This is a genomic window from Arthrobacter sp. ISL-5 (genome assembly GCF_018613835.1).
GTDB lineage: Bacteria > Actinomycetota > Actinomycetes > Actinomycetales > Micrococcaceae > Arthrobacter.
In genome coordinates, this window is sequence record NZ_JAGGPM010000029.1 from 267392 (window position 1) to 291934 (window position 24543).

Below are 24543 nucleotides of genomic sequence, written 5' to 3' on the forward strand. Positions count from 1 at the left end.
GGATACCGCCGGAGCCGTCTGCCACGAACCTCGGCGACGCGCGTTAGCTGTGCAAATTGGTTTGACTGCCGAAGATGATCTCGGTTTGATAACGGAGCAGGACTGCCTTACCGTGGACACATGCCCGCGCCGCGCGGGCCCATGAATGCCCGGTGCTGCCTCCACCAGTTACTGCCCGGCCGGCAGACACCGTAATGACCTCTATATGTCAGGGGCGGGCGGTAGCGCGACAACGTCCGGGGACGGACCGAGCGCGGGTGGCCTCAGGAGCATCCCAATCATGAAGAAATCAACTTTCAGCACTGCCGCGCGCCGCGGAGTCACCCTGGCCGCCGTTTCCGTCGCAGGCCTGGCCCTGTCCGCCACCGCCGCAAACGCAGCAACGCCCACGGCCACCAGTGCCTCCACGTGGGACGCCCTCGCCCAGTGCGAAAGCGGCGGCAACTGGGCCACCAACACCGGCAACGGATTCTCCGGCGGCCTCCAGTTCACCCCTCAGACCTGGGCTGCCTACGGCGGCACGGGATCCCCTGAAAGCGCCTCACGCGCCCAGCAGATCGCCGTAGCCGAGAAGGTCCAGGCCGGCCAGGGCTGGGGCGCATGGCCTGCCTGTGCCGCAAAGCTGGGCCTGAGCGGCGGCGCAACCGCAGCTGCCCCGCAGATCCAGCCCCAGAGCGCCCCTGTCCAGGCAGCCCCGGTTCAGACGGCTCCCGTGGCCCAGGCGCCGGTCGCCGAGGCCCCGACCCAGGCCAGGCACGCTGCCACAGTGCCCCTGAGCGGCGAGACCTACACCGTCCAGGATGGCGACACCCTCAGCAAGATCGCCGACGAGCTCGGAGTTCACGGCGGATGGCAGCACCTCGCCGACGCCAACGCCGACACCATCACCGATCCCGATCTGGTCTTCGTCGGCCAGGTTCTGCAGCTGCCTGCCTAATTACCAGGCTCGGTTGCCGACAGCGTGAGCCTCTGATGCATCGGGCTCGGTTGTCACCACGGCGACCACCCTGGCTGTGACTTACGACGCCGGGCGCCCCCTTGAGGGGCGCCCGGCGTCGTTCTCTTGCTTGGTGTTTTGCTGCTGCGGCTAGGCGGCGGTCGGAAGTTCCCGGACGATGCGAACCTTCCAGGCGGCGTCGTCGCTCGTGTCCAGGAGTGCGACGGTGCCGGAGGTGAGGTGCAGGGCAACGCGCTTGGCGTGCAGCAGTTCGAGGTAGAGGTGCTCGTTCATGCGCGAGGGGGTGTCAATGACGAACTTCACGGCGTCGCGCACTTTGCGGTAGTTGGCGCTGCGTTCGCGGTGCTGGTGGAGTTCAAGTTCGTGGCGCTGCTTTACACGCGGTTCGTGGCGGTTCAGCCAGTTCACGGCCACGTGCACTCCGATCACCAGGGACAGCGATACGGCGTAAATCCACCAACCTGTGGACATCAGGAACAGAGGAAGATTGGCGACGGCCACGACGGCGATCACCACACGGAGGGCAACCAGGCGGCGCAGGGTCAATGCCACAGAGGCCAGGGCCGTGCGGAAGCGGTGCTGCTCCTTGCGGGTGGCCGCGGGATCCAGCGTAAACTCGTCGAGAACAAGGATGCCGTTCGCGTCCGGGCCGAGCATCCGGCCGTACTTTGGAACGAACAGCTGAGGCTCCTGTGGCGCGTGTGATTTCGGCTCAGAGGACGCCGCTGACAGGGGCGCTGGCGAGGTAAGAGTCATGTGAAGGCTTCCGAACGCTAGGGAGGTTTCGGCTATCTTAGTGGTTAACACGCCTTGCCGTATGCATCAGTCCACAATGTGAACATCTCCGTGCAGCCCGCGCGGCAGCTGGCACCCGCGGCGGCATGTGGCCTCGGCCACCACAATTGGCACATCGGGCCCGGGGCGTCAGACTGAAGGGATGCAAACCTTCCTTCCGTACCCCGATTTCCAGCAAAGTGCAGCCGCGCTGGACCCTGCCAGGCTCGGCAAGCAGCGCGTCGAGGCGCTGCAGACACTCCGTGCGCTGGTGATCCCGGAGTACGGCTGGCAGTCCCACCCCGCGATACGCATGTGGATGGGCTACGTTCCGGCGCTGACCATGTACGGGCTGGCCATGGTGGATGAATGGACCAAACGCGGATTCGCTGACAACACCGGGGCGAACATCCGCGAGTTCGCACCTCAGGCCGCCCATCCGGACTACGCTGCCAAGATTCCCATGCCGCCGTGGCTCGGGGATCCCGAGTTTCACCTGAGCCACCGCTCGAACCTCATCCGCAAGGAACCGCGCTTCTACACGGAGGTGTTCCCGGGCACCGAGGCGGACCTCGAGTACATCTGGCCCGAGCCACGGCATGAGTTTCTGCCGGAGGATCCTGAGGGCGATGTTCTTTGGATTCTGCGCGAACACGTGGGCGACACCGACCCCGAGCGGCTGGACAAGATTGCCCTGCCGGCCGTTGGCCGTGCGGCTCAGGCTGCCGGCAAGGCTTCCGGCAGCGGCGACTCCGGCGACGACGACTACCAGTTCGTTTACGCCGACACCGGATCGCGCCGACCGGCAAAGGTCGCCCGAAAGCTCCCGAAAAAGCTCGTCAAGAAGCCGTCACGGAAACGGCAGCGCCAGGAAGCGGCCTTCTCAACCCTGCCGGGCAAGACGGCGGTGGCCATCCCGCTCGAGAACGGCAGCAAGTTCGCCCTCGGGATGGTGCTGGGACGGCCCATCACGCTCGACGACGGCCGCTTCGGCCGCAACTTCAAAGTCACCGACGTTGTAGACCGTTCAGCGTTCGACTACCCCGCCCTGCTCCAGGATCCCCGCGTCTTCTTCCCGGTCCCCGCCCTCTGAACAGGCGTATGACGATCCTCCTCGCAGGCTGCGGCGACCTTGGCACCGAGGCGGGGCTGCGGTTCGCCGCTGCCGGACACCGAGTCGTGGGCTGGCGGCGTACGCCGGAAAAACTGCCAGCGGCAATCGAAGGCTCCCCGGCTGACCTGAGCACCGCCGAACTGCCGCCGGTCCCGGCGGACACAACCGCCGTCGTCGTCGCCGTTGCTGCCGATTCCCCAACGGAGGCGGCCTACCGCGCTGCCTACGTTGACGGGCTGTCGCATGTCCTGGACGCCCTTGAGCGCGACGGCGTGACCCCGCGTCGCGTCCTCTTCGTCTCCTCCACCGCGGTGTACGGCGACGCCGACGGCGGCTGGGTGGATGAGGGCACGACGCCGGCACCCGGCGGGTTCTCCGGCCGCATCCTCCGCGAGGCGGAGGAACTCCTGACGAAGCGGTTCCGCGGTACCGGGACCGCGCCCGTGGTGCTCCGTTTGGGCGGCATCTACGGACCCGGCCGCACGCGGCTCATTGACCAGGTCCGAGGCGGAACGGCGGTCATCCCTGCCAACCCCCGGTACACCAACCGTATTCACCGCGACGACGCCGCGGGCGCGATCGTGCACTTGTGCACCATGGCCGAAGAGCCCGCACCCGTGTACTTGGGAGTCGACGACGATCCGGCCGAACTCGGCGACGTCCTCCGCTTCCTGGCCTCGGAGCTGGGGCTCGAGGTCCCGCCGTCGGGCAGTGCTGGCGAAGCACGCGGCGGCAACAAGCGCTGCAGCAACGCCCTACTCCGCGGCTCGGGATTTTCGTTTGCGTACCCCACGTTCCGCGAAGGGTATCGAGACATTCTGGCGGGTGTTGGGGTACGGCATCCATAGCGTCCGTCGGCCCTGGGCAAGCCTGGTTCAGCCTGCCTGGTTTCGCCAGCCTGATTCGGGCCTCCCGATTCGACGAGCGCGGAACCACTTAGACCGGAACTACGAGGGGCACGATGGATTTTCAGCACATCATTGAAGCAGTCGGCAGGTACATGGATTTCGCCGGCGTGGCCGTGATGGTCATCGGCGCCGTGGTCTCGATCCCAATGGCGCTGCGCGGCTACCAGCCCAAGCGACTGCCTGCGGATGCCGAGCGCATGTCCGTTTACCGGTCTTACCGCCAACTGCTGGGGCGCTCCATTCTGCTAGGACTGGAGCTGCTCGTGGCGGCCGACATCATCCGCACCGTAGCCGTCACGCCGACGTACGAAAGTGTGGGCGTGCTGGCGATCATCGTGCTCATCCGTACCTTCCTGAGCTTCTCGCTGGAGCTGGAGATCACCGGCCGGTGGCCTTGGCAGAAGGAACCGTCCGCAGCTGGATCGGGCGCCTCGCACCGGCGGGAGTCCGCGGTTTCGGAGACGTAACCCGGCCCGCTGGTGGGGCTGAAATTACCTATTTCGGCCTGATATCCCGGCCCGAGCAATAATGTCAGACCCCTCTGACAAAGTATTCATATGGAAGCCATCGGGGAAGGCGCAAGCGGTTACGCGGACCGGGCAGCAATGCCCGGTCCGCGTCGTGCCAGGCTGTGGAGCGTCCCCGATTCGCGCGCTGTTGCTCTGGGTGCCGCCGTTGCTGGCGGCCTGCGCATCGTACCGCCAGCCGCCGATCAGGACGGGCACGACGGCGGGGCTGCCGCCGGTTTTGGTGCCACCGGCGTTGTTACCGCCGGCGGGGATGCCATGACTACGGGGCCAACCGACTGCCTCAAACGCTGCCTGGACCTGCTGGGGGCAGCGGTCGTGTCCGCGCCCGGTGAGCTGGCCCTGGCCGGTTTCCCGGCCGCCGCGGATTTCGCCGGGCTGGCCGAGGAGATCTCCCGCGGTGCCGAGTACCTGCAGCTGCTGGGCGCGGCCGCCGTGGACCGGACCCGCACCGAGGCGATCAACGCCGCCGGCCCCGCTAGCAAAGCCGCCGGATGGACCACCGGCTGGGGCACAGGCACGGACGACGGCACCGAAGCCGCTGCTGCCTCCGGCTCCGCTGCCAGCTCCACGTCGGTCTCCGTCCCGGTCCCGGCGGTGTCGCCGGCCGATGACGGATCCCGCAACACCGCCGAGTTCCTCAGGACCCGGCTAAGAATCAGCGCCGGAGAAGCCCGCCGCCGCCTCGCCCTCGCCTCCGCCATACTCCCCCGCACCGGCATCACCGGCCAGCCCATGCCCCCGGCCTACGAAGAAACCGCCGCCGCACTCGCTACCGGAACCATCGCCTCCCGCGCCGGAACCATCATCACCACCGCCCTGGACCGCGTCCGCCACCTCGCCGCCCCCGCCGACCTCGCCCGGATGGAACACACCCTCACCCGCACCGCGATCCAGAACGACCACGACTTCCTCACCCGCATCGCCCACCGCTGGGCCGACGCCATCGACCAGGACGGCACCGAACCCACCGAAGAAGACCTCCGCCACCGCCAAGGCGCCTTCCTCCGCCGCCCCCGCCGCGGACTCCACCACCTCGAAATCTTCGCCACCCCCGACCAATACGAACACCTCCTCACCGTCATGAACACCGCCACCAACCCCCGCACCCAACCCACACCCGGCCCCGATGCAGGCACAAGCGGAGACAGCGGAGACAGCGGAGCCGCCGGCACCGACAGTGCGGCAGGAAACAGCGAGGCGGCCCGCGCCGAGAACGGCGCCACCACGGACACACCCACGGATACGGACGACGGCACGGACGACGGCAGGGCCGCGGGACCCCATACCGGGCCGGGGTTCGGCGAGGAGGCCGAAACCGCCGCCGCAGACGCGCCGCTGGAACGCCGCACCCGGCCCCAGCAACTCCTCGACGGCCTCATCGGCGCCTGCAAGGCTGCCCTCGCCACCGGAACCCTGCCCGCCACCGGGGGACTCCGACCCCAGGTCATGGTCACCATCAGCTACCAGGACCTCCTGAACCGCCTCGAAACGGCTTCAACCAACGGACCCCGCTACACCACCGGAAACCCTAGCCCCACCCGCGGCAACCACCCGTCCCTGGCAGACGGGCCTGCGTTCACCGCCGGCCACCCCGCGTCCCCGACAGGCCACCTCCCCGCGCCCACCGCGGACGGGCCTCCCGGCACCGCGACCGGCACCGGAACGTTCACCTTCACCGGGCCCGTCACCCCCGCCACTATCCGCAAAATCGCCTGCGACGCCGACATCATCCCCGTCCTCCTCGGCAGCGAAGGCCGCATCCTCGACATCGGCCGCACCACCAGAATCTTCCCGCCCCACATCCGCAAAGCCATCACCGCCCGCGACCAAGGCTGCGCCTTCCCCAACTGCACCATCCCCGCCCCCTGGTGCGAAGCCCACCACACCACCTACTGGTCACACGGCGGACCCACCAACACCGACAACGGCACCCTCCTGTGCACCCACCACCACCACCTCATCCACAAAGAACAATGGCAAATCCGGATGCAAACCGGCGTCCCCTGGTTCATCCCGCCACCCCACATCGACCCCAAACAAACACCCCGCCGCAACCACCACCACCGAACATGAACACGCCCGGAAAACCGCGCACACAACAACGCAGAACCGTCCGCACAGGCCAGCGGACACGGTCCAAGGCGAGGCGGCGAACAAAGCACTCGCCCGCGCGCTGGGAATGTCTGAAGGGACTGTCCGAATAACGCTGGATCCTGCAGGCCAAGTCGAAGCAGCCTTTGGCCGGCGAGGCATGCGGCCCGGGCGTTGACCCTCGCGCCTTTAATCAACACAGCCTTTAATCAACAACGCGCCTTAATCAACGCAGCGCCCGGACCCATTCAAGGAGTCCGGGCGCTGCGTGGTAACTGCTCAATTCATCGCTATGCTTACGCGTCCTGCCAGCCGCGGCCTTCCACGAATGTGGCCACGACGTTTCCGATCCCAGCCTGCAGCGAGTTGGAGGGGTCCTCATAAAGGGTGGCTTCGGTGGCGCGGCTGTGCATGATGAGCTGTTCGGCTTCAAGCTTCGCCTCAGGAACCGTCGCGCCAATGATGCCGGTGCGCGCCGGCAGTTCGGGCGTGTGGACTATCTCGGCGTCCGTTTCGGACAGCGGGATGGTGGTCCCGGTCTGGATCTCATCGTGCGGAAACTCGAATTCGGCGTTGTCGGGGGCAGCGGGAATCGTGTACTCCAGAAAGTAAGTCATGTTGCCAGCCTTGCAGAAAGGCCGCACGCCCGAAACCCCGCCGCGCCGCGGCGACTCCTGCCGGCCCGGAGCTCGTGCGTCCCTGCGCACCGCTATCGCCCTGCCGCGTATCCCTGCGCACCGCGGGGATTGGCGGCGGCCTGCAGCAGCCCCGTTGCAGGATCACGGACGACGGCGGAGAGCCGCCCCAGCGCCCAGTCACCCGCCCTCGTGATCCGGTGCCCCCTGCGCTCGAGTCCCGCTATCACGTCGTCGCCTAGCCGGTCCTCGACGACGGCGCCGCCAGGCTCCCACGTGCGGGGCCAGAACGAGCCGGGCATCGACGTCGTATGGAACGCCGGGGCGTCGATCGCTTGCTGCGGCGTATATCCGCCAACGATCGTCCGGAGCAGGTACAGGAGCTGCCACTGATCCTGCTGATCTCCGCCCGGTGAGCCAAGTGCGGTCACGGCAACGCCGTTGCGCAGCACCAGTGTTGGTGTCAGCGTGGTACGCGGCCGCTTGCCCGGCATGAGCGTTGACGGCGTTCCCTCGTCAAGCCAGGTCATCTGCAGCCGGGTTCCAAGGCAAAAGCCCAGCTCCGGTATCGCCGGGGACGACTGCAGCCAACCGCCGGACGGCGTGGCCGAGACCATGTTGCCCCAGCGGTCCACAACGTCGATGTGGCACGTATCGCCGCGCGTCTCGCCTGTCGCATCCACTGTGGGCTCGCCGAGTGTGGGCCCGCCGAGCGTCGGCTCGCCGACACCAGCCATGCCAACACCCACTCCGCCGGAAAGGCGCGGACCGCCGTCGGTGCGCGGACCGCCGTCGTCACCGGAGAGCGCCGGCGGAACATACTCGGTGCGAAATACGGGCACGAACGGCTCCCGGCCGGGAACCGTTCCTGGGCGGAACTCATGGGAGGCGTTCTCGGTGATCAGCTCGCGGCGCGAAGCGGAGTATTCGGCCGACAGCAGGTAGTCCAGTGGAACGTCCGCGTCGCCGTAGTACGCCTCGCGGTCTGCGAGCGCCAGCTTCTGCGCCTCAAGAACGGTGTGCGCGCCGAGTTCCGTGGACGGGTCGAGGCGGTCGTCGTCGAAGCCGCCCAGTATGGCGAGGGTCTGCAGCAGGGCCGGCCCCTGCCCCCAGGGCCCCGTCTTGGCGATGCTGTGGCCGCGGAATTCCAACGTCGCCGCACCCTCATAGGACGCACGGAATCCTGCCATGTCCGCCATGGTCAGGACGCCGCGGTGATCTGTCCCGGACGAGTGGCGGTGTGGCGTCTGCACTGCCTTGGCCACGGCGCGCGCCACGAAGCCCTCACTCCACTCGCGTCGGGCGGCATCGATGCGCTCTTCACGCGTGTGCGCCGCGCTGCTGACCGCCTCACCGATGCCCGCCCCCGCCTGCACCAGCTTCTGCAGGGTCCGGGCATGGGCCGGATTCCGGATCAGGTCGCCCTCCGCCGGGATCCGACCGCCGGGCATCCACAACTCAGCGGACGTGGGCCAGTGCTCCCGGAACAGCCCGGCAACCGCGGAGATGGTGCTCCCTACCCGCGCCAACACCGGGTGCCCGTCCCGCGCGTACCCGATCGCGAAGTCCAGCACTTCCGCCAACTCCCACGTTCCGCGGTCCCGCAAAAGCAAAAGCCAGGCGTCGACGGCGCCGGGTACGGCGGCGGCCAGGGCACCCGAGCCGGGAACCAGGTCCAGTCCTTCGGCCCGGAAGTGCTGCACTGTGGCGCCTGCCGGCGCCGGGCCCTGCCCCATCAGGATGACGGGCCTTCCCGGGTCCTCTGCTGCGCTGAACACTCCGGTCATGTCCCCGCCCGGCCCATTGAGGTGCGGCTCCACGACGTGCAGGACGAACGCAGCCGCCGTGGCTGCGTCGAAAGCGTTGCCGCCACGTTCGAGCACAGCCTGGGCAGTGGCCGTGGCGAGCCAATGGGTGGAGGCCGCCATGCCGAACGTGCCTTGCAGGGTGGGACGGGTGGTGAAGGGATCCGGCCGCGTGAAACTCATGGAGCTACTCTAGGCACCAGCTTCCTTGCTGCTCGGACACCGCGCCCGGGACACGGCCCAAGCTCTAATCCCAGACAATTCCCGGCTCAGCCAAACAGCGCGGCCACGCGGGTGAGCGTTTGTATGACCCCGTAGGCCAGGGGGATGCCGACTATTGACCAGCCGACTGCCAGTTTTGTCGAGTTCATATCAGGCCTCCATTGCGGGTTCTGCGGACCGGATGCCGTCCGGACGCGGTTCGTGGAAGCGCGCGTCCACCGGTTTGACCATTAGATTGGCCACAAAGCCGACCACCAGCAGGCCCACCATCGTCAGCAGCGCCGGCTGGTAGGACGCCGCCGTCAGCTCCCCTGGCTTTCCCTGGGCATCCAGGAATGCATTGACGATCAGCGGACCGGCAATGCCCGCTGCAGACCAGGCCGTCAGGAGCCTCCCGTGGATTGCCCCCACCTGGAACGTTCCGAAGAGATCACGCAGGTACGCCGGGACTGTAGCGAAGCCGCCTCCGTAGAACGAGATGATGACGAACGCGAGGGCAACGTAGAACGCCGTGCTGCCGGAGCCCGCCAGCGCCAGCACGGTGTACAGCACCGCTCCGACGCCGAGGTAGACCATGTAGATGCGCTTACGCCCGGTGACGTCGGACGTGGCCGACCATGCGAAGCGGCCGCCCATGTTTCCGATGGACAGCAGCCCCACAAAACCGCTGGCGACGGCAGCGCTCACCAGGGACGCGCCGTCGGACTGGCGGAAGAAGTCCTGGATCATCGGAGCGGCCTGCTCGAGGATCCCGATGCCCGCAGTGACGTTGCAGAACAGCACAATCCACACCAGCCAGAACTGCCGGGTCTTGACGGCACTGGCTGCGGACACATTATTCGTGGTCACCAGCTTGGCCGCCTTGACCTTGGCGGGGTCGAACCCTGCGGGCTTCCACCCCTCGGCAGGCACCTTGATGGTGAGCGCCCCGAACAGCATGTAGGCAAGGTAGACGGCGGCCAGCGTCAGGAAGAGCTTGCCCACCGCGTCCCCGCTGGCGATCCAGCCCTTGTCCGAAGAAGCGGGATCGTAGAACTTGAGCAGCGCCGTGGACACCGGACTGGCGATCAGGGCGCCGCCGCCGAAGCCCATAATGGCCATGCCGGTTGCCAGCCCCGGCCGGTCTGGGAACCACTTGATCAAGGTGGACACCGGCGAGATGTAGCCGATGCCCAGCCCGATGCCGCCGATGAAGCCGTAGCCGAGGTAGACCAGCCAGAGCTGGCCGGTGAAGATGCCGAGTGACCCGATCAGGAAGCCGCTGGACCAGAACAGGGCGGACGTGAACATCGCCTTGCGCGGTCCGTTCCGGTCCACCCACGTCCCCATGACGGCCGCCGAGAGGCCCAGCATCAATATGGCGATGGAGAAGATCACGCCGATCTCCGTCAGGCTGGCGCCGAAATGCTTCACCAACGCCGTCTTGTAGACGCTGGTGGCATACGCCTGCCCGATGCACAGATGCACCGCCAGCGCAGCGGGCGGGACGAGCCAGCGGTTGAAGCCCGGCGGGGCGATGCTTCGGTCCCTGTCCAGCCAGCCCACGAGTGTCTCCTTCTGCCGCTCCATCGCGAATGCGCTTTCCCCTTGGCAAGCATGAGTCATCTCTCAGTTGCTGGTTGCAGCTTTGCGCCGAACGGTAACAATTCAGCGATGAGCGGTCCCGGCGAGGTTTCCGCGCGGCCAATTTGCCCCATAAGCTCGATTTCGCGTCGGGTACCGGTCAGGATGAACTAATGAAACGTGGAGCTCCTGTCGATGACATCAATGAAGATGACCTGCTGGTCGGAAAACCGAAGAAATCAGCCGCCGGGCTGAAGGCGGTCGAGGTCGCCCTCGAACGCGGGATCGCCCAGGCCGGCGTTACCCGCACCATGCAGTCCCTGCTGCGCCTGAACCAGCGTGACGGCACGGACTGCCCGGGCTGTGCCTGGCCGGAGTCGCAAGGAACCCGCAAGCCGGCTGAGTTTTGCGAGAACGGCGCCAAGGCCGTCGCGGAAGAAAACACGCTCCGCACCGTGACCCCGGAATTCTGGGCGGAGCACTCCATCGCGGAACTGGCCACCAAAACGGAGTACTGGCTGGGAAACCAGGGGCGCATCACCCATCCGATGGTGATCCGCCCCGGTGACACCCACTACTCCCCCATCGCGTGGCAGGAAGCCTTCGACCTCATCGGCGAGCACATCCGCGCCTCCACCCCGGAACGCACGGTCTTCTACACCTCCGGCCGGACCGCCAACGAAACAGCGTTCATGTACCAGCTGTTCGCCCGGTCCATCGGCACCAACAACCTGCCGGACTGCTCCAACATGTGCCACGAATCCTCGGGCAGCGCCCTGAACCCGACCATCGGGATCGGCAAGGGAACCGTGTCCCTGGAGGACATCCACAAGGCCGAACTCATTTTCGTCGTCGGGCAGAACCCGGGGACCAACCACCCGAGGATGCTTTCCGCGCTTGCCGACTGCAAGAGCAACGGCGGCAAGATCGTGGCCGTGAACCCGCTGCCGGAGGCCGGTCTCTTCAATTTCAAGGACCCGCAGTCGATCTTCGGCGTCATCGGCAACGGATCCTCGCTGGCCGACGAGTTCCTGCCCATCAAGGTGGGCGGCGACCTCGCACTGTTCCAGGCGCTCGGGCACCTCCTGCTTGAAGAGGAAGAGCGGGTCCCGGGCTCCGTCGTCGACCACGAGTTCATCACCACGAACACCGAAGGCTTCGAAGCGTACCGCGCAGCCCGCAAGGATCTGGACTGGGAGGAAATCGAAACCGCCACCGGACTGTCCCGGCTGCAGATTTCCACGGTCGCGCAGATGCTGGTCAAGTCCAAGGCCACCATCATCTGCTGGGCCCTGGGCCTCACCCAGCAGCCGCACTCGGTGGACACGATCAAGGAAATCATCAACATCCTGCTGCTGCAGGGGAACTTCGGGAAGCCCGGCGCGGGGGCCTGCCCCGTCCGCGGCCACTCGAACGTCCAGGGCGACCGCACCATGGGCATCTGGGAAAAACCCAAGGAATGGCTCCTCGCCGCCCTCGACCAGGAGTTCGGGATCGTCTCGCCGCGCGAGCACGGCCTGGACTCCGTGGAGACCGTGGAGGCTTTCGAGAACGACGACGTCGACGTCTTCGTTTCGATGGGCGGCAACTTTGCGCTGGCGTGCTCGGACACCGAGGTCCTGGAGGCCTCGATGCAGCGCGTCGGGCTGACCGTCCACATCTCAACGAAGCCCAACCGCTCGCACGTGATGCACGGCCGGACCTCGCTCATCCTGCCGACGCTCGGCCGGACCGACACCGACGACAAGCACCCCGGCGGCCGGCAGATCCTCTCGGTCGAGGATTCGATGTCCTGCGTGCACTCCACCCAGGGCCGGCTGACCCCTGTGTCCGAACACCTGCTGGCCGAACCCGTGATCGTGGCCCGCATGGCCGCAGCCACGTTGGGCCCGGACCATGCCGTGGACTGGAAGGCGATGGCGGATGACTACGACGTGGTCCGCGACCACATCTCCCGCGTTCTGCCTGGCTTCGAGGACTTCAACAAGCGGCTCAGGACGAAGAACGGCTTCATTCTCCCGAACCCGCCGCGGGACACCCGCAGCTTCGCCACCGACACCGGCCAGGCGCGGTTTACCGTCAGCCCGCTGGAGTACCTGAAGGCCCCCGAGGGACATCTGATCCTCCAGACGGTCCGCAGCCACGACCAGTACAACACCACGTTCTATGGCCAGGACGACCGCTACCGCGGCATCTCCAACGGCCGGCGCGTCATCCTCATCAACCAGGACGACGCCGCCGAGCTCGGCTTCCAGGACCGCGAACTTGTTGACGTCATCAGCACCTTCCAGGGCCAGGAGCGCCGGGCGGACAAGTTCCGGCTGGTGTTCTACCCCACGCCCCGCGGGTGCGCGGCGGCCTACTTCCCGGAGGCCAACGCGCTGGTGCACCGCGAGCTCGTGGCCCGCGAGTCGAACACCCCCGGCTACAAGGCCATGACGGTGCGGTTCCTTCCGCATGAGGAGCAGGTCAGGCAGTTGAGCTGACCTCAACGCTCAACTGAAGCGGCAACACCCAACTGAAGCGGCCGACGGTATAGCCGTCGGCCGTTTCAGTTGCGTGGCGGGCTGCCCGCTGCTTCCGTGGCGCGGCATGCCTGCGCTGCGCTCAGGCGCGTGGCGTGCCTGCGCAGCCGCTACTTCGCGAGGCCGGCCTTCCGCAGCGCTTCCGCCATGGCGGTGTTCGCCGCGTTCGGTGCCTGTTTAGGAGAGGCCTTCTGTGGTGCTGCTGCCTCGTTGCGGTTGCTGCTTGCGGGACGTGCGCCGCGGGCGGGCGCCCCGCCTTCGCCGCCGGCAGCCCGCGCAGGACTGCCACCCCGGCCCGCCTGGCGGCTCCCGGCATCCTGGCGGCCTGCGGCATCCTGGCGCCCTCCTGATGATGCGCGGCCGCCGGAAGATGCGCGACCGCCGGAAGGTGCCGGCTCGTCGTCGAGCCTCAGGGTGAGGGAGATTCGCTTGCGTTCAGGGTCCGCCTCGAGCACTTTCACTTTCACGACCTGGCCGGATTTCACCACCTCGCGCGGATCGGACACGAACCGGTTGGCGAGCGCGGACACGTGGACCAGCCCGTCCTGGTGCACGCCCACGTCAACAAACGCGCCGAACGCGGCAACGTTGGTGACCGTTCCCTCGAGCACCATTCCGGGCCTGAGGTCGGAGATTTTCTCGATGCCTTCCGAGAACGTGGCCGCCTTGAAAGCCGGCCGCGGATCCCGCCCGGGCTTCTCGAGTTCAGCGATGATGTCGCGGACCGTGGGCAGGCCGAAGGTGCCGTCCACGAAATCCTCCGGGTTCAGGACGTTTGCGCCGGATAGACCCGCCGGCGGCAGCCCTCCCTGGGACGGCCCGCCAGCCTTGCCTGACACAGCCCCTGATGCAGCCCCGGCCGCGGCCAGGATCTTCCGCGCCACCGAATACGCCTCCGGGTGCACGCTCGACGCATCCAGCGGCTCGGCTCCGCCGGTGATCCGCAGGAACCCGGCGCACTGCTCGAACGCCTTGGCGCCCAGCCGCGGCACCTTCTTCAGCTCGCTGCGCTTGGCGAAGGGACCGTGTTCGTTCCGGTAGGCCACAATGTTTTCGCTCAGCAGCGGCCCCACGCCGGCCACGCGGCTCAACAACGCGGGCGACGCCGTGTTCACGTCCACGCCCACGGCATTCACGCAGTCCTCAACCACGGCATCCAGGCTGCGGTCCAGCTTGGCGGCCGTGACGTCGTGCTGGTACTGCCCGACGCCTATGGACTTGGGATCGATCTTCACGAGTTCCGCCAGCGGGTCCTGCAGCCGCCGGGCAATGGACACGGCGCCGCGCAGGGAGACGTCCATGCCCGGCAGTTCCGCCGCGGCCAAGGCTGAGGCCGAGTAGACAGATGCGCCGGCTTCGGACACCACGAGCTTCTGCGGCTTGGCAGCCGCCTCCGCGGACAGCCGCTTGAGCAGTTCGGCCGCGAGCTTGTCCGTCTCGCGCGACGCCGTGCCGTTGCCGATCGCCACGAGCTCGACGCCGTGCTTCCGCGCCAACCGCACGAGCGTCGCCAGGGCCTCGTCCCACTTGCGCGCGGGTGCGTGCGGATAGACGGTGTCCGTGGCCACCACCTTGCCCGTCCTGTCCACCACAGCCACCTTCACGCCGGTGCGCAGCCCGGGATCCAGGCCCAGCGTGGCGCGGTTTCCGGCGGGAGCAGCAAGCAGCACGTCCCGCAGGTTGGCGGCGAAGACCCGGACGGCCTCGTCCTCCGCGGCGGCGAACATCCGCCCGCGCAGGTCCGCCGTCAGCCGTGCAAGCACCCTTGAGCGCCACGCCACCTGTGCCGTTTGCAGCAGCCAGGCGTCGGCGGGCCGGCCGCGGTCCGCGACCCCGAGGAACCTGGCCACCGCGGATTCGTAACGGGCGCGCGCGGCTGCGAGGGCGTCGTCGTCGGCCGGGTCCGCCTCGGCGAGGTCGAGCTCCAGCACACCGTCCTTCTCGCCGCGCAGCAGCGCCAGCACCCGGTGCGACGGCATCCCGGACGGTGCCTGCGAGAATTCGAAGTAGTCGGCGAACTTCTGGCCCTCGGTCTCCTTGCCCTTCTTCACGCGCGACGCCATCCGCCCCTGCGTCCACAGCCGCTCACGCAGGGTCTCGGCGAGGTCGGGATCCTGCGCCACGCGCTCCACGATGATGGCCCGCGCGCCGGCGAGCGCGGAGGTCAAGTCGTCGATAGCGTGCTCGGAGTTCAGGTACCTCGCCGCCTCCCGCTCCGGATCCAGCTCGGGGCGTTTGAGCAGCGCATCCGCGAGCGGCTCCAGCCCGGCCTCGCGGGCAATCTGCGCCTTGGTGCGGCGCTTGGACTTGAAGGGCAGGTAGATGTCCTCCAGCCTGGACTTTGTGTCGGCGCCGACGACGGCGGCCTGCAGTTCCGGGGTCAGCTTGCCCTGCGCGGCGATCGCCTCCAGGACGGAGCGACGGCGGTCCTCCAGTTCGCGGAGGTAGCGCAGGCGCTCGTCGAGCTCGCGGAGCTGGGTATCGTCAAGCGTCCCGGTGGCTTCCTTGCGGTACCGGGCGATGAAGGGAACGGTGGAACCGCCGTCGAGCAGTTCCACCGCAGCCTTCACCTGCCAGGATTTCACGCCCAGCTCGGAGGCGATCTGGGCCGCGATGTGGGCGGCGCCGTGATCGGCAGCGGGCGCCGGTGTGGATGCTTTTGCTGGCGCGGGCACGGAAGGGGGCTGCGGGAATTGGGTCACCAGAACATTTTGCCTCACTTGGCCTCGCCAAGCGCGAAAACAGCCCAACCGGGCGGGAAAACAGTCCTGCGGGGCGGGGTGCCGGGAGGGAACCACAGCGAACAGCAAGAGCCGCAGGCGGGCACCGGCTGAACAAACGCGCTCTACCCACGGCCCGGCTTAAGTGGTGTAGTGACAATAGGCAGCGGAAGTCCTCGGCATAGGCGGCGCATCATGCAGGAATTGCTGATCATTCTCCAGGACGGCTTCAACGGGGATGAGGTCGCCATCACGGTCAACGGCAAGGAGGCCCGGTACGACCGCGACGTCACCACCCGGGCCCTCCTGGGAATGGCCGAGGAAGTGTCCGTGGAACTGCCGGCTAAAGGCGCCACGGTGGGCGTGGAAGTCACCAGCCGCAATCTGAGCGCCGAAAAGAAGCTTCACGGCCGGCCGCGCAGCCTCTTGGTGTCCATCGAGGACGGCGAACTGGTGCTCAGCGAAGGGACGGGGCGCGAGGCATTCCTCTGAAGCGCTTAGCGCCTCAGGGCCCTAGCGCTTTGGTTCCTCAGAGCTTTGGGGCCTCAACGCTTGGGTCCTCCGACAATGACAGCGCCTCATCCAGCACCTTGCCGAAGTTCGCGGCGTCGTGCGCGAACCGGCCCAGGAACAGGCCCGACACCCCCTCGAGCGTTGGCAGCAGCCCGGGTTTCGCCGAGCCCCCATAGATGACGGGCAGTTCCTGCAAACCGGGTCCGCCGTCCGGCCGCTGGGCGTCCGAGCCGTGTGCATCCGGCCGGTGGGCGGCCAACAATTCGCGCAAGGAACGGACGACGGCGGACACGTACCCAGCGCTGGCCGGCTCGGCAGCGCCGATGGCCCAGACGGGCTCGTAGGCGATGACCAGCCTGGCCGCAAGGTCCCAGTCGCCGCGGACCGCGGCCTCGATCTGTCCGTACACAAACGTGGCGGCGGCTTCGGCGGCGCCGGCGGCGCCGGCAGGATCGGCGTCCGCAGCCGGTGCGGCTTCCTCCCCGACGCACAGCAGCGGGGTGACGCCGGCATCGTCGGCCGCCTTGACCTTGAGCGCCACCATGGCGTCGTCCTCGCCGAAGTGCCGGCGCCGTTCCGCGTGGCCGATTTCGACGAGCCGGACACCCAGCTCCGCGAGGAGCGACGGCGATACCTCCCCGGTCCACGGACCGTCGGCCCAGCCGCAGTTCTGCGCTCCGAGGATCAGCGGCGAACCGGCAATGATCTTGCTGGCGGCAGGCAGCACTGGAAAGGACGGGATGACGAACGGGACCACCCGCCCGGCCGCGAGGGCCGGACGGGCGTCCACTTCATGGCGCAGCTCGCCCAGCCAGCGCAGGCTGTCCCCGTAGCCGAGGTACATCTTGGTGCTGACTCCGACGTAAATGGTGCCTGCGGTGCTGGCTGGGCCGGGCTGCGTCATGTGGTTTCCCGCCGTTTCGTTCTTGTACTGACATTCTCGGGCTGACGCAGGCGCCCGATCGCTGAGACTCTCGATCGGGCGCCTGCGTCAGCCTGTTGTCTTTCCTACTTTTCCAGCAGTTCGTCGGCCTTGTTCGTGAACTTCCGGGTACCAAACATCATCGCTGCTGCGAGGAACGGCAGCACGCCGAGCGCGTAGACACCCATGGTTCCGGTGTCCGATGCGGTGACCTGGTTGACTGTGGTCCGAAGAATCGGGGCCACAAAGCCGCCCAGGTTACCCAGCGAGTTGATGAGTCCTATGCCGGCAGCCGCAGCGGTTCCGGTGAGGAACGCCGTCGGGTAGGACCAGGCGATGGGACCGATCGACAGGAAGCTGCAGACCGCCAGCGAAATGAAGACGATGCCCAGCGCCGGGACGTGGTTGGCGCCGGCCCAGGCGGAGCCGAAGATGCACAGGCCGGTGGAGATGAACAGCCCGGTGCCCCAGACACGGCGGCGGACAACCGTATTTGCCGCTTTCCCGATGAAGTAGCAGGCGAAGATGCCGAAGAACCACGGGATGGCCGCCATGAGGCCGACGGCGAGGCCCACCTTCTGACCGGTCAGCTGGGCCACCTGCTGTGGGAGGTAGAACGTCACGCCGTAGACCGCGATCTGGAGGCAGAAGTAGATGACCGTGAAGTACCAGACCTTGCCGTTCTTCATGGCCGCGAGCACGCCACGGGGGCCCGTTTCTTCCTTGACGGTGTCCTCGAGGGCCATGACGTCCTGCAGTGCCTTCTTCTCGTCCTTGTCCAGGAACTTGGCGTCCTGCGGGCTGTTGATGAGGAAGAAGTAGGCGGCAATACCGGCGAGCACGGCCAGCATGCCCTCGACGAAGAACATGACCTGCCAGCCCTGGACGCCGGGGACCTGGTCGCCGATGTTGATCAGCCAGCCGGACAGCGGCGCGCCCATCATCTGGGAGAACGGCTGTGCCAGGTAGAAGATGGCGAACATCTTGACGCGGACCTTGTTCGGGAACCAGGCGGCGAGGAACATGATGACGCCCGGGAAGAGTCCGGCTTCGGTCACACCCAGCAGGAACCGCAGGATGATGAACGAGGTTTCGCCCTGGACGAAGGCGAAGCAGGCCGAGACGATGCCCCAGGTGATGGCGATGCGTGCCAGCCAGACCTTGGCGCCGAACTTGGTCAGCAGGAGGTTGGACGGGATCTCGAACAGGGCGTAGCCGATGAAGAAGATGCCGGCGCCAAGGGCATACGCGCCGGCGGTGATGCCTTTGTCCACCTCGAGGGCTGCCTCGGCGAAGCCCACGTTGGTGCGGTCCAGGAAGGCCACGACGTAGAGGATGACGAGCATCGGCATGAGCCGGAAGGACGCCTTGGAGATGGCCGATTTGAGAACCGGCGAGTCGAGCAACTCCTTGGTGGTGGACGTCGTAGTTGTGACAGTCATTCAAACTCCTCGTTGAGTAAGTCAGTGAGCAAATCAGAAGGGCAAAACGATGAGGCCGATTCGACGGGAACCGGCCAGGTAAATCAGTGGAACGCCTAAATCAGTGGCGCGCCGCCCTCAGAGCGAGAACGCAATGAGCAGTACGCCGACCAGGCTGGCGAGGACGCCGACGGCAAGGTAGATCTTCCGTTCCCTGGTCCACGAGCTGAATCCGCGGTGGCTGTTCTGGGCCATGGTGGTCCTTCCTAATGCATGTAGAGTCCGCCATCCACATTCAGCGTCTGGCCGGAGATGTATCCGGCGTCCTCGCTGATGAGGAAGGCGATGGCTGCTGCGATGTCGCGGGTGGAGCCGACGCGGTTGACCACGAGGTCCTTGGTGAGTTCGTCCTTTCGTTCCTGGCTCAGGGTGCCGCCCATGATGTCGGTGTCGATGGGGCCCGGGGAGATGGCGTTGACCGTGATGTCGTGCTCCCCCAGCTCCCGGGCGGTGGAGCGGGTCAGACCGATCACGCCGGCCTTCGCCACGGAGTACGGGGTCTTGGAGAACGTTCCGCCGCCGCGCTGGGCGGAGACGGACGAGATGTTCACGATGCGTCCGATCCGGTTCTTCACCATGGACTCGGCGACGCGGCGCGTGGCGTAGTGGACGCCGTTGAGGTTGATGTTGAGCACGCGGTCCCACTCGGCGGCGTCGAGCTCCAGGTACGGAACGGGCGAGCTGACGCCGGCCACATTGGCAAGCGCGACGATCTGGGGAAGCTCCGCCTCGATCGAATCGATCGCGCTGCGGACAGACGCTTCGTCGCCGACGTTGGCGCCGACACCGTGCGCCTTCACACCGTACTGTTCCGCAATTTCCTTGGCCGTGGCCCGGCACAGGGCGTCATCGAGGTCGATGATGCCGACGTTCCAGCCCAGCTCCGCGAGGTAGTTGGCGGTGGCCCGGCCGATCCCGCGCTCGGAGACGGCTCCGGTGACAATGGCTGTGCGTTCTGACGGAAAAATGCTCATGAATAGGCTCCTAGGTTGTGGCGAAGGAAAAGTGGGCAGGCAGCAGTCACTGCCCGGCGGAAACCGGGCAGTGACTGAGGCTCTTGACAGTCCGGATCAGGCGGCCCGGACTAATGGATTATTAGTTGATGAGCGCTTAGTTGATCGGCGCCGGGCCCAGGTCCTCGATGAGCTTCTGCATCGCGACGTAGGCCTTGTTGCGGTAGGCGATCAGCTCGGGCGTGCGCTCGGCCGGGACGTTCAGGAAGCCTGCGCCGGTCTTGGTGCCCAGCTTGCCGGCCTCGACGAGGTCCGTGAGGATCTTGGGCGTGGCGAAGCGCTCGGGGAAGTCGGTCTGCAGGGACTTGTAGCAGAAGTTGTAGACGTCCAGGCCGGCCATGTCGGCGATGGCGAACGGGCCGAAGAACGGGAGCCGGAAGCCGAACGTGGTGCGGACCAGGGTGTCCACGTCCTCCGCCGTCGCGACGCCCTGTTCCACCAGCTGCGCGGCCTCGTGGAACAGCGCGTACTGCAGGCGGTTCAGCACGAATCCGGTGACGTCCTTGACCACGGCGGTCTGCTTGTTGGCGGCGTGGACGAGGTCGCGGGCGGCGCCCACGGTCTCGGCCGAGGTGCCTGCGTGGGGGATGATCTCCACACCGGGGATGAACGGAGACGGGTTGGAGAAGTGCACGCCCAGGAAGCGTTCCGGGTTGGCGACCGGTTCGGACAGCTCCGCGATGGAGATGGTGGAGGTGTTGGAGCCGATGATCGCGTCGGGACGGGCGGCGGCGCTGATGCGGGCCAGCGTCTGGTGCTTGATCTCGATGACCTCGGGCACGGCCTCCTCGATGAAGTCGGCGTCCGCCACGGCCTCCTCGATGTCCTTCGCAGCCCAGAGGTTCTGCTTCAGGATCTCGGTGGATCCCGCCGGGAACAGGCCGTCGGCCACGAACTGGTCGGATTCGGTGAGCAGCCGCTCGAAGTTCTTCTGCGCCACTTCGGCGGACACGTCGGCCAGGGCAACGCGTGCGCCGCCAAGGGCCAGGACCTGCGCGATGCCGCCGCCCATGTATCCCGAACCGACGACGGCAATCTTGCGCGAGCTATTAGGTGTTTCTGTCATGGTCAGTCAGCCTTCGTGTAGTCGGGTTCGTAAGAGCAGATGGCCTCCACCTTGGCGGCCGAGGACGAGTTCTCGTCGAAGCGGTGCTCGAGCCATTCCTTCACGAGCTTCTTGGCGAGTTCCAGGCCGATCACGCGCTGGCCCAGGGTGAGGACCTGGGCGTTGTTGCTCAGGACGGAGCGTTCCACGGAGTAGCTGTCATGCGCGGTGACGGCACGGATTCCGGGCACCTTGTTGGCCGCGATGGCCACGCCCAGACCGGTGCCGCAGATCAGCAGCGCCCGGTCGGCTTCGCCCTCGGCCACCTTGCGGGCGGCGTTGACGGCGACGTGCGGGTACGCGGTGGAATCGTTGGCGCCCACGCCGATGTCCAGCACCGATGCCACGCGGCTGTCCGCCTCCAGCAGGGCCTTCAGCGCTTCCTTGTATTCGACGCCGGCCTCATCGTTGCCGATGACAATGCGCCAGCCTGCGGTGTCAGTCATTTTTTGCTCCATTTCCGGCCGCTGCGGCCAGCTTAGAATTGTCGGCGTCCGAAGTGCCGGCGCCGGATTCGATGTACGTGGCGATCCGCTCCGTGATCAGTCCGAAGGAGACTGCGCCGGGATCGGGGTGGCCGAGGCTCTTTTCAGCCAGGGGGCGGGCCCGGCCCTTGAGGGGGCGAAGGTCCGCAGTCTGCCGGGCGGCTTCCGTTGCCGCGGCAGCGGCGATGGCGAGGGCGCTGCCCAAGGAGGCGCCGCCGTCGGCCGCTTTACGGAAGGCGTCCCGGAACGGCAGGAGGGCGTCAACCATGGTCTTGTCCCCCGGTTCCGCCTTGCCGAGTTCGGTGATGGCGTCCGTGAACGCCGTGACGGCGGCTGACGCGTCTGCGGCCTGGTACGACTCGCGGTTGCCCAGGGCCAGGCCCGCGGCGATCACTGCGGATCCCCACAGCGCCCCGGAGGTTCCGCCGGCGCGCTCGCTCCACGCCTCTCCGGCTTCGGTGAGGACGCGTTCAACCGAGGCGCCGGCCGCGGCGTTCTGCTTGCCCGCGGCCGCTGCGGCGTCCACGCCCCGGCGCATGCCGATGCCGTGGTCGCCGTCGCCGGCAATGGCGTCCAGGTCGCCCAGTTCCTCTTCATGTTCGACGACGACGTCCCGCACCTGGGCGAGCACGGCGGCTGCCAGCCGGCCCAGGTCTGCGGACGCCGCGGTGGCCTTCTCGGTCTCTTCCGCTGTGGCGGCTTCGGGTCCGGCCATTTCGCGGCGGGTACGCGGTGCGAGGTTGCCCTTGCGGTACGCGGGGGTGTCAGCCGGGGCCGCCCAGAACTGCTCGAGTTCGTCGTCGAGCCACAGGAGGGTGAGCGAGAGTCCGGACATGTCCAGGCTCGTGACCAGCTCGCCGCACTCCGGTTCCACCACGGTCAGGCCGGCCTTGTTGAGGAGAGGTTCGACCTTGCCGAACAGGAGGAACAGTTCGTCGTACTTGACTGTGCCCAGGCCGTTGACGATCGCCACCACGCGGTCGCCGGCATCGTCCGGCTTGTCCGCCAGGAGGCGTGAGACCAGCAGTTCGGCCAGTTCGGAGGCGGTGGGCATGGGGTGTTCGGAGATGCCGGGTTCGCCGTGGATGCCCAGTCCCAGGGACATCTGGCCGTCCGGCACGTTGAAGAGCGGCTCGGAGGCGCCGGGCAGCGTGCAGCCGCCGAAGGCCACGCCCAGTGAGCGGGTGCGGTGGTTGGTCGTGATGGCCAGCCGTTCCACGTCGTCCAGGTTCAGGCCGGCCTCGGCTGCGGCGCCTGCGATCTTGAAGACCGTGAGGTCGCCGGCGATGCCGCGGCGCTTTTCGATCTGGTCCAGCGGGGCGCTGGCGATGTCGTCGGTGACCAGCACGGTGCGGGTCTCGATGCCTTCGGCGTTGAGCCGCAGCTGGGCCTGGCCGAAGTGCAGGACGTCGCCGGCGTAGTTGCCGTAGCTGAGGAGCACCCCGCCGCCGGCATTGGCGGCCTTGGCCACCCGGTAGACCTGCCCGGCGGCGGGCGAGGCGAACATGTTGCCGCAGGCGGAGGCTGCGGCAAGGCCGGGGCCGACGAGTCCGGCGAAGGCCGGGTAGTGTCCTGAGCCGCCGCCGATCACGAGTGCCACATGGCCGGGGGTCATTTCGGTGGAACGGACGACGCCGCCGTCCACGCGGGCGACATAGCCGCGGTTGGCAGCCACGAAGCCGTCCAGCGCCTCATCCGCGAAGTCAGCGGGATTGTCGAAGATCTGGGTCATGGTTCCTCATTGAATCCGAGTTGGGTTGATCAGTTCTGGTGGGCTCGGCCGGCTTTTCACTCCGGAGGGCCCCGGGATGGCGGCCGTCCGGAGCGCTGCCCGTGCGGCCGCCGTCGGACGTCAGGCTCCGGTGGGAACCTGACGTCCGGGAGACTAGGAGCTGGCGAGTTCGACGGCGGACGGCTGCTGCCGTCCCTGTGCCACGAGGCTCTTGCCGAGGGCATAGCCGTCCTTCTTGGGAAGGACATGGCGGCGCAGGTATTCCTGGTTGCTGGCCGTCACGGAGAGGCCGTCGCCTCCGTAGTGCTCGGTGCAGATGATGCCCTGGTAGCCGGCGGCGATGGCTACCTTGAACGCCTCGCGGTAGTTGATGAGGCCGCTTTCCATGGGGGCGGGCATGGCGACGTAGCTGTCGCGGGCCACATCCTCGTCACGGATGTAGTTCTTCATGTGCCAGTAGTTCGAGTACGGCATGGTCTTGGCGACCATTTCGCGCCAGTCCTCGATGGGGCGGTGCAGGCGGATCAGGTTTCCGATGTCCGGGTTGAGGCCCACGTTGGCGAGGCCGATGTCCTGGACGAGCTGCACGGACGAGTCTGCCGTGCCGAGGTACGTGTCCTCGTACATTTCCAGCGACAGCAGGACGCCCACCTCCGCGGCGTGGCGGCCCAGTTCCTGGAAGCGGGTGACGGCCTTGGTCCAGGCGTCTTTGTCCCCGACCGGGTCCTTGTAACCTTCGACCGTCCAGAACCAAAGCTGCTTCTGCTGCTCCGGAGTGATCGCCTGGTGCAGGCCGAAGGAGACAACCTCGCAGCCGAGTTCCGCGGCGGCATCGATGGTGCGGTGGCTGTACTCGAGGTTGGCTTCCCAGTTGCCTTCTTCGATCACGCTGCGGCGGATGGCCGAGATGACGGGGATGCCGATGCCCACGTTCTGGGCGGTCTGCTTGAACTCGGCGAGGCGCTCCTTGCTGAGATCGCCGGGGCGGACCCAGCTGTCCGTCAGGTCGGCGTTGCTGAAGCCAGCTTCCTTGACCTCGGTCAGGACCTCGGCCCAGGCGGACGCGTCGGCGTCGTTGATGTGGTTGCCCTGCGCGTCGGCGCCGGGGAACTGCAGCAGTGCCGCGGTGATGGGCCAGTTATCAGCTGTGTAAGCCACGTTGTTGTTCACTCCTTTGTGGAATCCTCTTTCCTATAGGATTGACCATCCGGAAGAGGTTGTCAAGATCACAAGACTTCTTCGGGAACAATCGAAGATCCTATATGGACACAGGGGTTTTGTGAAGTGCCTCACAGAAGCCGGAGTGCGCAGCGGGTGGTGCGCCGGGCGGATGCATTCCCCCGCGCCGGCCTCCCCCAACTGAGTAGCAGTACACGCCGTTTTCAGCGCTGGGAACGACGTGAACTGCTAGTCCGAAAATGAGGTTGGGGTGCGTTCTTTGGCGCGT

Annotated in this window: 19 protein-coding genes; 7 read left to right on the forward strand and 12 right to left on the reverse strand. The window is 67.0% G+C overall.

The window, feature by feature from the left end:
• The first annotated feature begins 280 nt into the window (after positions 1–280).
• Positions 281–937 carry a transglycosylase family protein gene (locus J7I89_RS16775; protein WP_214972675.1) on the forward strand — a complete coding sequence of 219 codons (657 nt, stop codon included), beginning with the start codon at positions 281–283 and terminating at the stop codon, positions 935–937.
• A 150-nt stretch (positions 938–1087) separates the two neighbouring features.
• Here J7I89_RS16775 and J7I89_RS16780 read toward each other — a convergent pair whose 3' ends face one another.
• Positions 1088–1615 (reverse strand): hypothetical protein, encoded by a 528-nt coding sequence (locus J7I89_RS16780; RefSeq protein ID WP_214972676.1) that lies wholly within the window; start codon positions 1613–1615, stop codon positions 1088–1090.
• Between the two features lie 280 nt (positions 1616–1895).
• Here J7I89_RS16780 and J7I89_RS16785 point away from each other — a divergent pair, with 280 nt between their 5' ends.
• The 4 genes from J7I89_RS16785 (at position 1896) to J7I89_RS16800 (ending at position 6357) form a co-directional block, all read left to right on the forward strand.
• Entirely contained in the window at positions 1896–2825 is a 930-nt protein-coding gene (locus tag J7I89_RS16785; protein WP_214972677.1) for an MSMEG_6728 family protein, read from the forward strand.
• Positions 2826–2833: 8 nt separating this feature from the next.
• On the forward strand, positions 2834–3694 hold the full coding sequence (locus tag J7I89_RS16790; RefSeq protein WP_214972678.1) for an SDR family oxidoreductase: 861 nt from the start codon (positions 2834–2836) through the stop codon (positions 3692–3694).
• 113 nt (positions 3695–3807) lie between these two features.
• Positions 3808–4221 (forward strand): DUF1622 domain-containing protein, encoded by a 414-nt coding sequence (locus J7I89_RS16795; RefSeq protein ID WP_214972679.1) that lies wholly within the window; start codon positions 3808–3810, stop codon positions 4219–4221.
• 90 nt (positions 4222–4311) lie between these two features.
• Positions 4312–6357 carry an HNH endonuclease signature motif containing protein gene (locus J7I89_RS16800; RefSeq protein ID WP_251045434.1) on the forward strand — a complete coding sequence of 682 codons (2046 nt, stop codon included), beginning with the start codon at positions 4312–4314 and terminating at the stop codon, positions 6355–6357.
• A 314-nt stretch (positions 6358–6671) separates the two neighbouring features.
• Here the strand turns inward: J7I89_RS16800 and J7I89_RS16805 are convergent, their stop codons facing one another.
• The 3 genes from J7I89_RS16805 to J7I89_RS16815 form a co-directional block, all read right to left on the reverse strand.
• Entirely contained in the window at positions 6672–6992 is a 321-nt protein-coding gene (locus J7I89_RS16805) for a hypothetical protein (RefSeq protein ID WP_214972681.1), read from the reverse strand.
• Positions 6993–7084: 92 nt separating this feature from the next.
• Positions 7085–8998, reverse strand: a complete 1914-nt coding sequence (locus J7I89_RS16810; RefSeq protein WP_214972683.1) for a gamma-glutamyltransferase family protein — start codon at positions 8996–8998, stop codon at positions 7085–7087.
• A 189-nt stretch (positions 8999–9187) separates the two neighbouring features.
• Positions 9188–10582 (reverse strand): OFA family MFS transporter, encoded by a 1395-nt coding sequence (locus J7I89_RS16815; protein ID WP_214972743.1) that lies wholly within the window; start codon positions 10580–10582, stop codon positions 9188–9190.
• Positions 10583–10773: 191 nt separating this feature from the next.
• On the opposite strand from J7I89_RS16815, the gene J7I89_RS16820 reads away from it, so the two are divergent.
• Positions 10774–13086 carry an FdhF/YdeP family oxidoreductase gene (locus J7I89_RS16820; protein WP_214972685.1) on the forward strand — a complete coding sequence of 771 codons (2313 nt, stop codon included), beginning with the start codon at positions 10774–10776 and terminating at the stop codon, positions 13084–13086.
• Between the two features lie 149 nt (positions 13087–13235).
• On the opposite strand, the gene J7I89_RS16825 is transcribed toward J7I89_RS16820, so the two are convergent.
• Positions 13236–15827, reverse strand: a complete 2592-nt coding sequence (locus J7I89_RS16825) for a Tex family protein (protein WP_374102022.1) — start codon at positions 15825–15827, stop codon at positions 13236–13238.
• 213 nt (positions 15828–16040) lie between these two features.
• Between J7I89_RS16825 and J7I89_RS16830 the strand changes: the two genes are divergently transcribed.
• Entirely contained in the window at positions 16041–16337 is a 297-nt protein-coding gene (locus tag J7I89_RS16830) for a hypothetical protein (RefSeq protein ID WP_056633683.1), read from the forward strand.
• A 37-nt stretch (positions 16338–16374) separates the two neighbouring features.
• Here the strand turns inward: J7I89_RS16830 and J7I89_RS16835 are convergent, their stop codons facing one another.
• The 7 genes from J7I89_RS16835 to J7I89_RS16865 all read right to left on the reverse strand — a co-directional run bounded on the left by J7I89_RS16835 (position 16375) and on the right by J7I89_RS16865 (position 24254).
• Entirely contained in the window at positions 16375–17262 is an 888-nt protein-coding gene (locus J7I89_RS16835) for a triose-phosphate isomerase family protein (protein ID WP_214972687.1), read from the reverse strand.
• Positions 17263–17366: 104 nt separating this feature from the next.
• Positions 17367–18722 carry an MFS transporter gene (locus J7I89_RS16840; protein WP_214972689.1) on the reverse strand — a complete coding sequence of 452 codons (1356 nt, stop codon included), beginning with the start codon at positions 18720–18722 and terminating at the stop codon, positions 17367–17369.
• Between the two features lie 245 nt (positions 18723–18967).
• A complete protein-coding gene (locus tag J7I89_RS16845) occupies positions 18968–19735 on the reverse strand; it encodes an SDR family NAD(P)-dependent oxidoreductase (protein ID WP_214972692.1) in 768 nt (255 codons plus the stop codon).
• Positions 19736–19871: 136 nt separating this feature from the next.
• Entirely contained in the window at positions 19872–20840 is a 969-nt protein-coding gene (locus J7I89_RS16850) for a 3-hydroxyacyl-CoA dehydrogenase family protein (RefSeq protein WP_214972694.1), read from the reverse strand.
• A 2-nt stretch (positions 20841–20842) separates the two neighbouring features.
• Positions 20843–21325, reverse strand: a complete 483-nt coding sequence (locus J7I89_RS16855) for a ribose-5-phosphate isomerase (RefSeq protein WP_214972696.1) — start codon at positions 21323–21325, stop codon at positions 20843–20845.
• A complete protein-coding gene (dhaL, locus tag J7I89_RS16860; protein WP_214972698.1) occupies positions 21318–23096 on the reverse strand; it encodes a dihydroxyacetone kinase subunit DhaL in 1779 nt (592 codons plus the stop codon). Before dhaL ends, J7I89_RS16855 begins: the two co-directional genes overlap by 8 nt.
• Positions 23097–23249: 153 nt before the next feature.
• On the reverse strand, positions 23250–24254 hold the full coding sequence (locus J7I89_RS16865; RefSeq protein WP_214972699.1) for a sugar phosphate isomerase/epimerase: 1005 nt from the start codon (positions 24252–24254) through the stop codon (positions 23250–23252).
• Between the last annotated feature and the right edge of the window lie 289 nt (positions 24255–24543).

Coding starts and splice junctions, on each gene's coding strand:
- J7I89_RS16775 (WP_214972675.1), top strand. CDS start 281: ATGAAGAAATCAACTTTCAGCACTGCCGCGCGCCGCGGAGTCACCCTG.
- J7I89_RS16780 (WP_214972676.1), bottom strand. CDS start 1,615: ATGCTCGGCCCGGACGCGAACGGCATCCTTGTTCTCGACGAGTTTACG.
- J7I89_RS16785 (WP_214972677.1), top strand. CDS start 1,896: ATGCAAACCTTCCTTCCGTACCCCGATTTCCAGCAAAGTGCAGCCGCG.
- J7I89_RS16790 (WP_214972678.1), top strand. CDS start 2,834: ATGACGATCCTCCTCGCAGGCTGCGGCGACCTTGGCACCGAGGCGGGG.
- J7I89_RS16795 (WP_214972679.1), top strand. CDS start 3,808: ATGGATTTTCAGCACATCATTGAAGCAGTCGGCAGGTACATGGATTTC.
- J7I89_RS16800 (WP_251045434.1), top strand. CDS start 4,312: ATGGAAGCCATCGGGGAAGGCGCAAGCGGTTACGCGGACCGGGCAGCA.
- J7I89_RS16805 (WP_214972681.1), bottom strand. CDS start 6,992: ATGACTTACTTTCTGGAGTACACGATTCCCGCTGCCCCCGACAACGCC.
- J7I89_RS16810 (WP_214972683.1), bottom strand. CDS start 8,998: ATGAGTTTCACGCGGCCGGATCCCTTCACCACCCGTCCCACCCTGCAA.
- J7I89_RS16820 (WP_214972685.1), top strand. CDS start 10,774: ATGAAACGTGGAGCTCCTGTCGATGACATCAATGAAGATGACCTGCTG.
- J7I89_RS16830 (WP_056633683.1), top strand. CDS start 16,041: ATGCAGGAATTGCTGATCATTCTCCAGGACGGCTTCAACGGGGATGAG.
- J7I89_RS16835 (WP_214972687.1), bottom strand. CDS start 17,262: ATGACGCAGCCCGGCCCAGCCAGCACCGCAGGCACCATTTACGTCGGA.
- J7I89_RS16840 (WP_214972689.1), bottom strand. CDS start 18,722: ATGACTGTCACAACTACGACGTCCACCACCAAGGAGTTGCTCGACTCG.
- J7I89_RS16845 (WP_214972692.1), bottom strand. CDS start 19,735: ATGAGCATTTTTCCGTCAGAACGCACAGCCATTGTCACCGGAGCCGTC.
- J7I89_RS16850 (WP_214972694.1), bottom strand. CDS start 20,840: ATGACAGAAACACCTAATAGCTCGCGCAAGATTGCCGTCGTCGGTTCG.
- J7I89_RS16855 (WP_214972696.1), bottom strand. CDS start 21,325: ATGACTGACACCGCAGGCTGGCGCATTGTCATCGGCAACGATGAGGCC.
- dhaL (WP_214972698.1), bottom strand. CDS start 23,096: ATGACCCAGATCTTCGACAATCCCGCTGACTTCGCGGATGAGGCGCTG.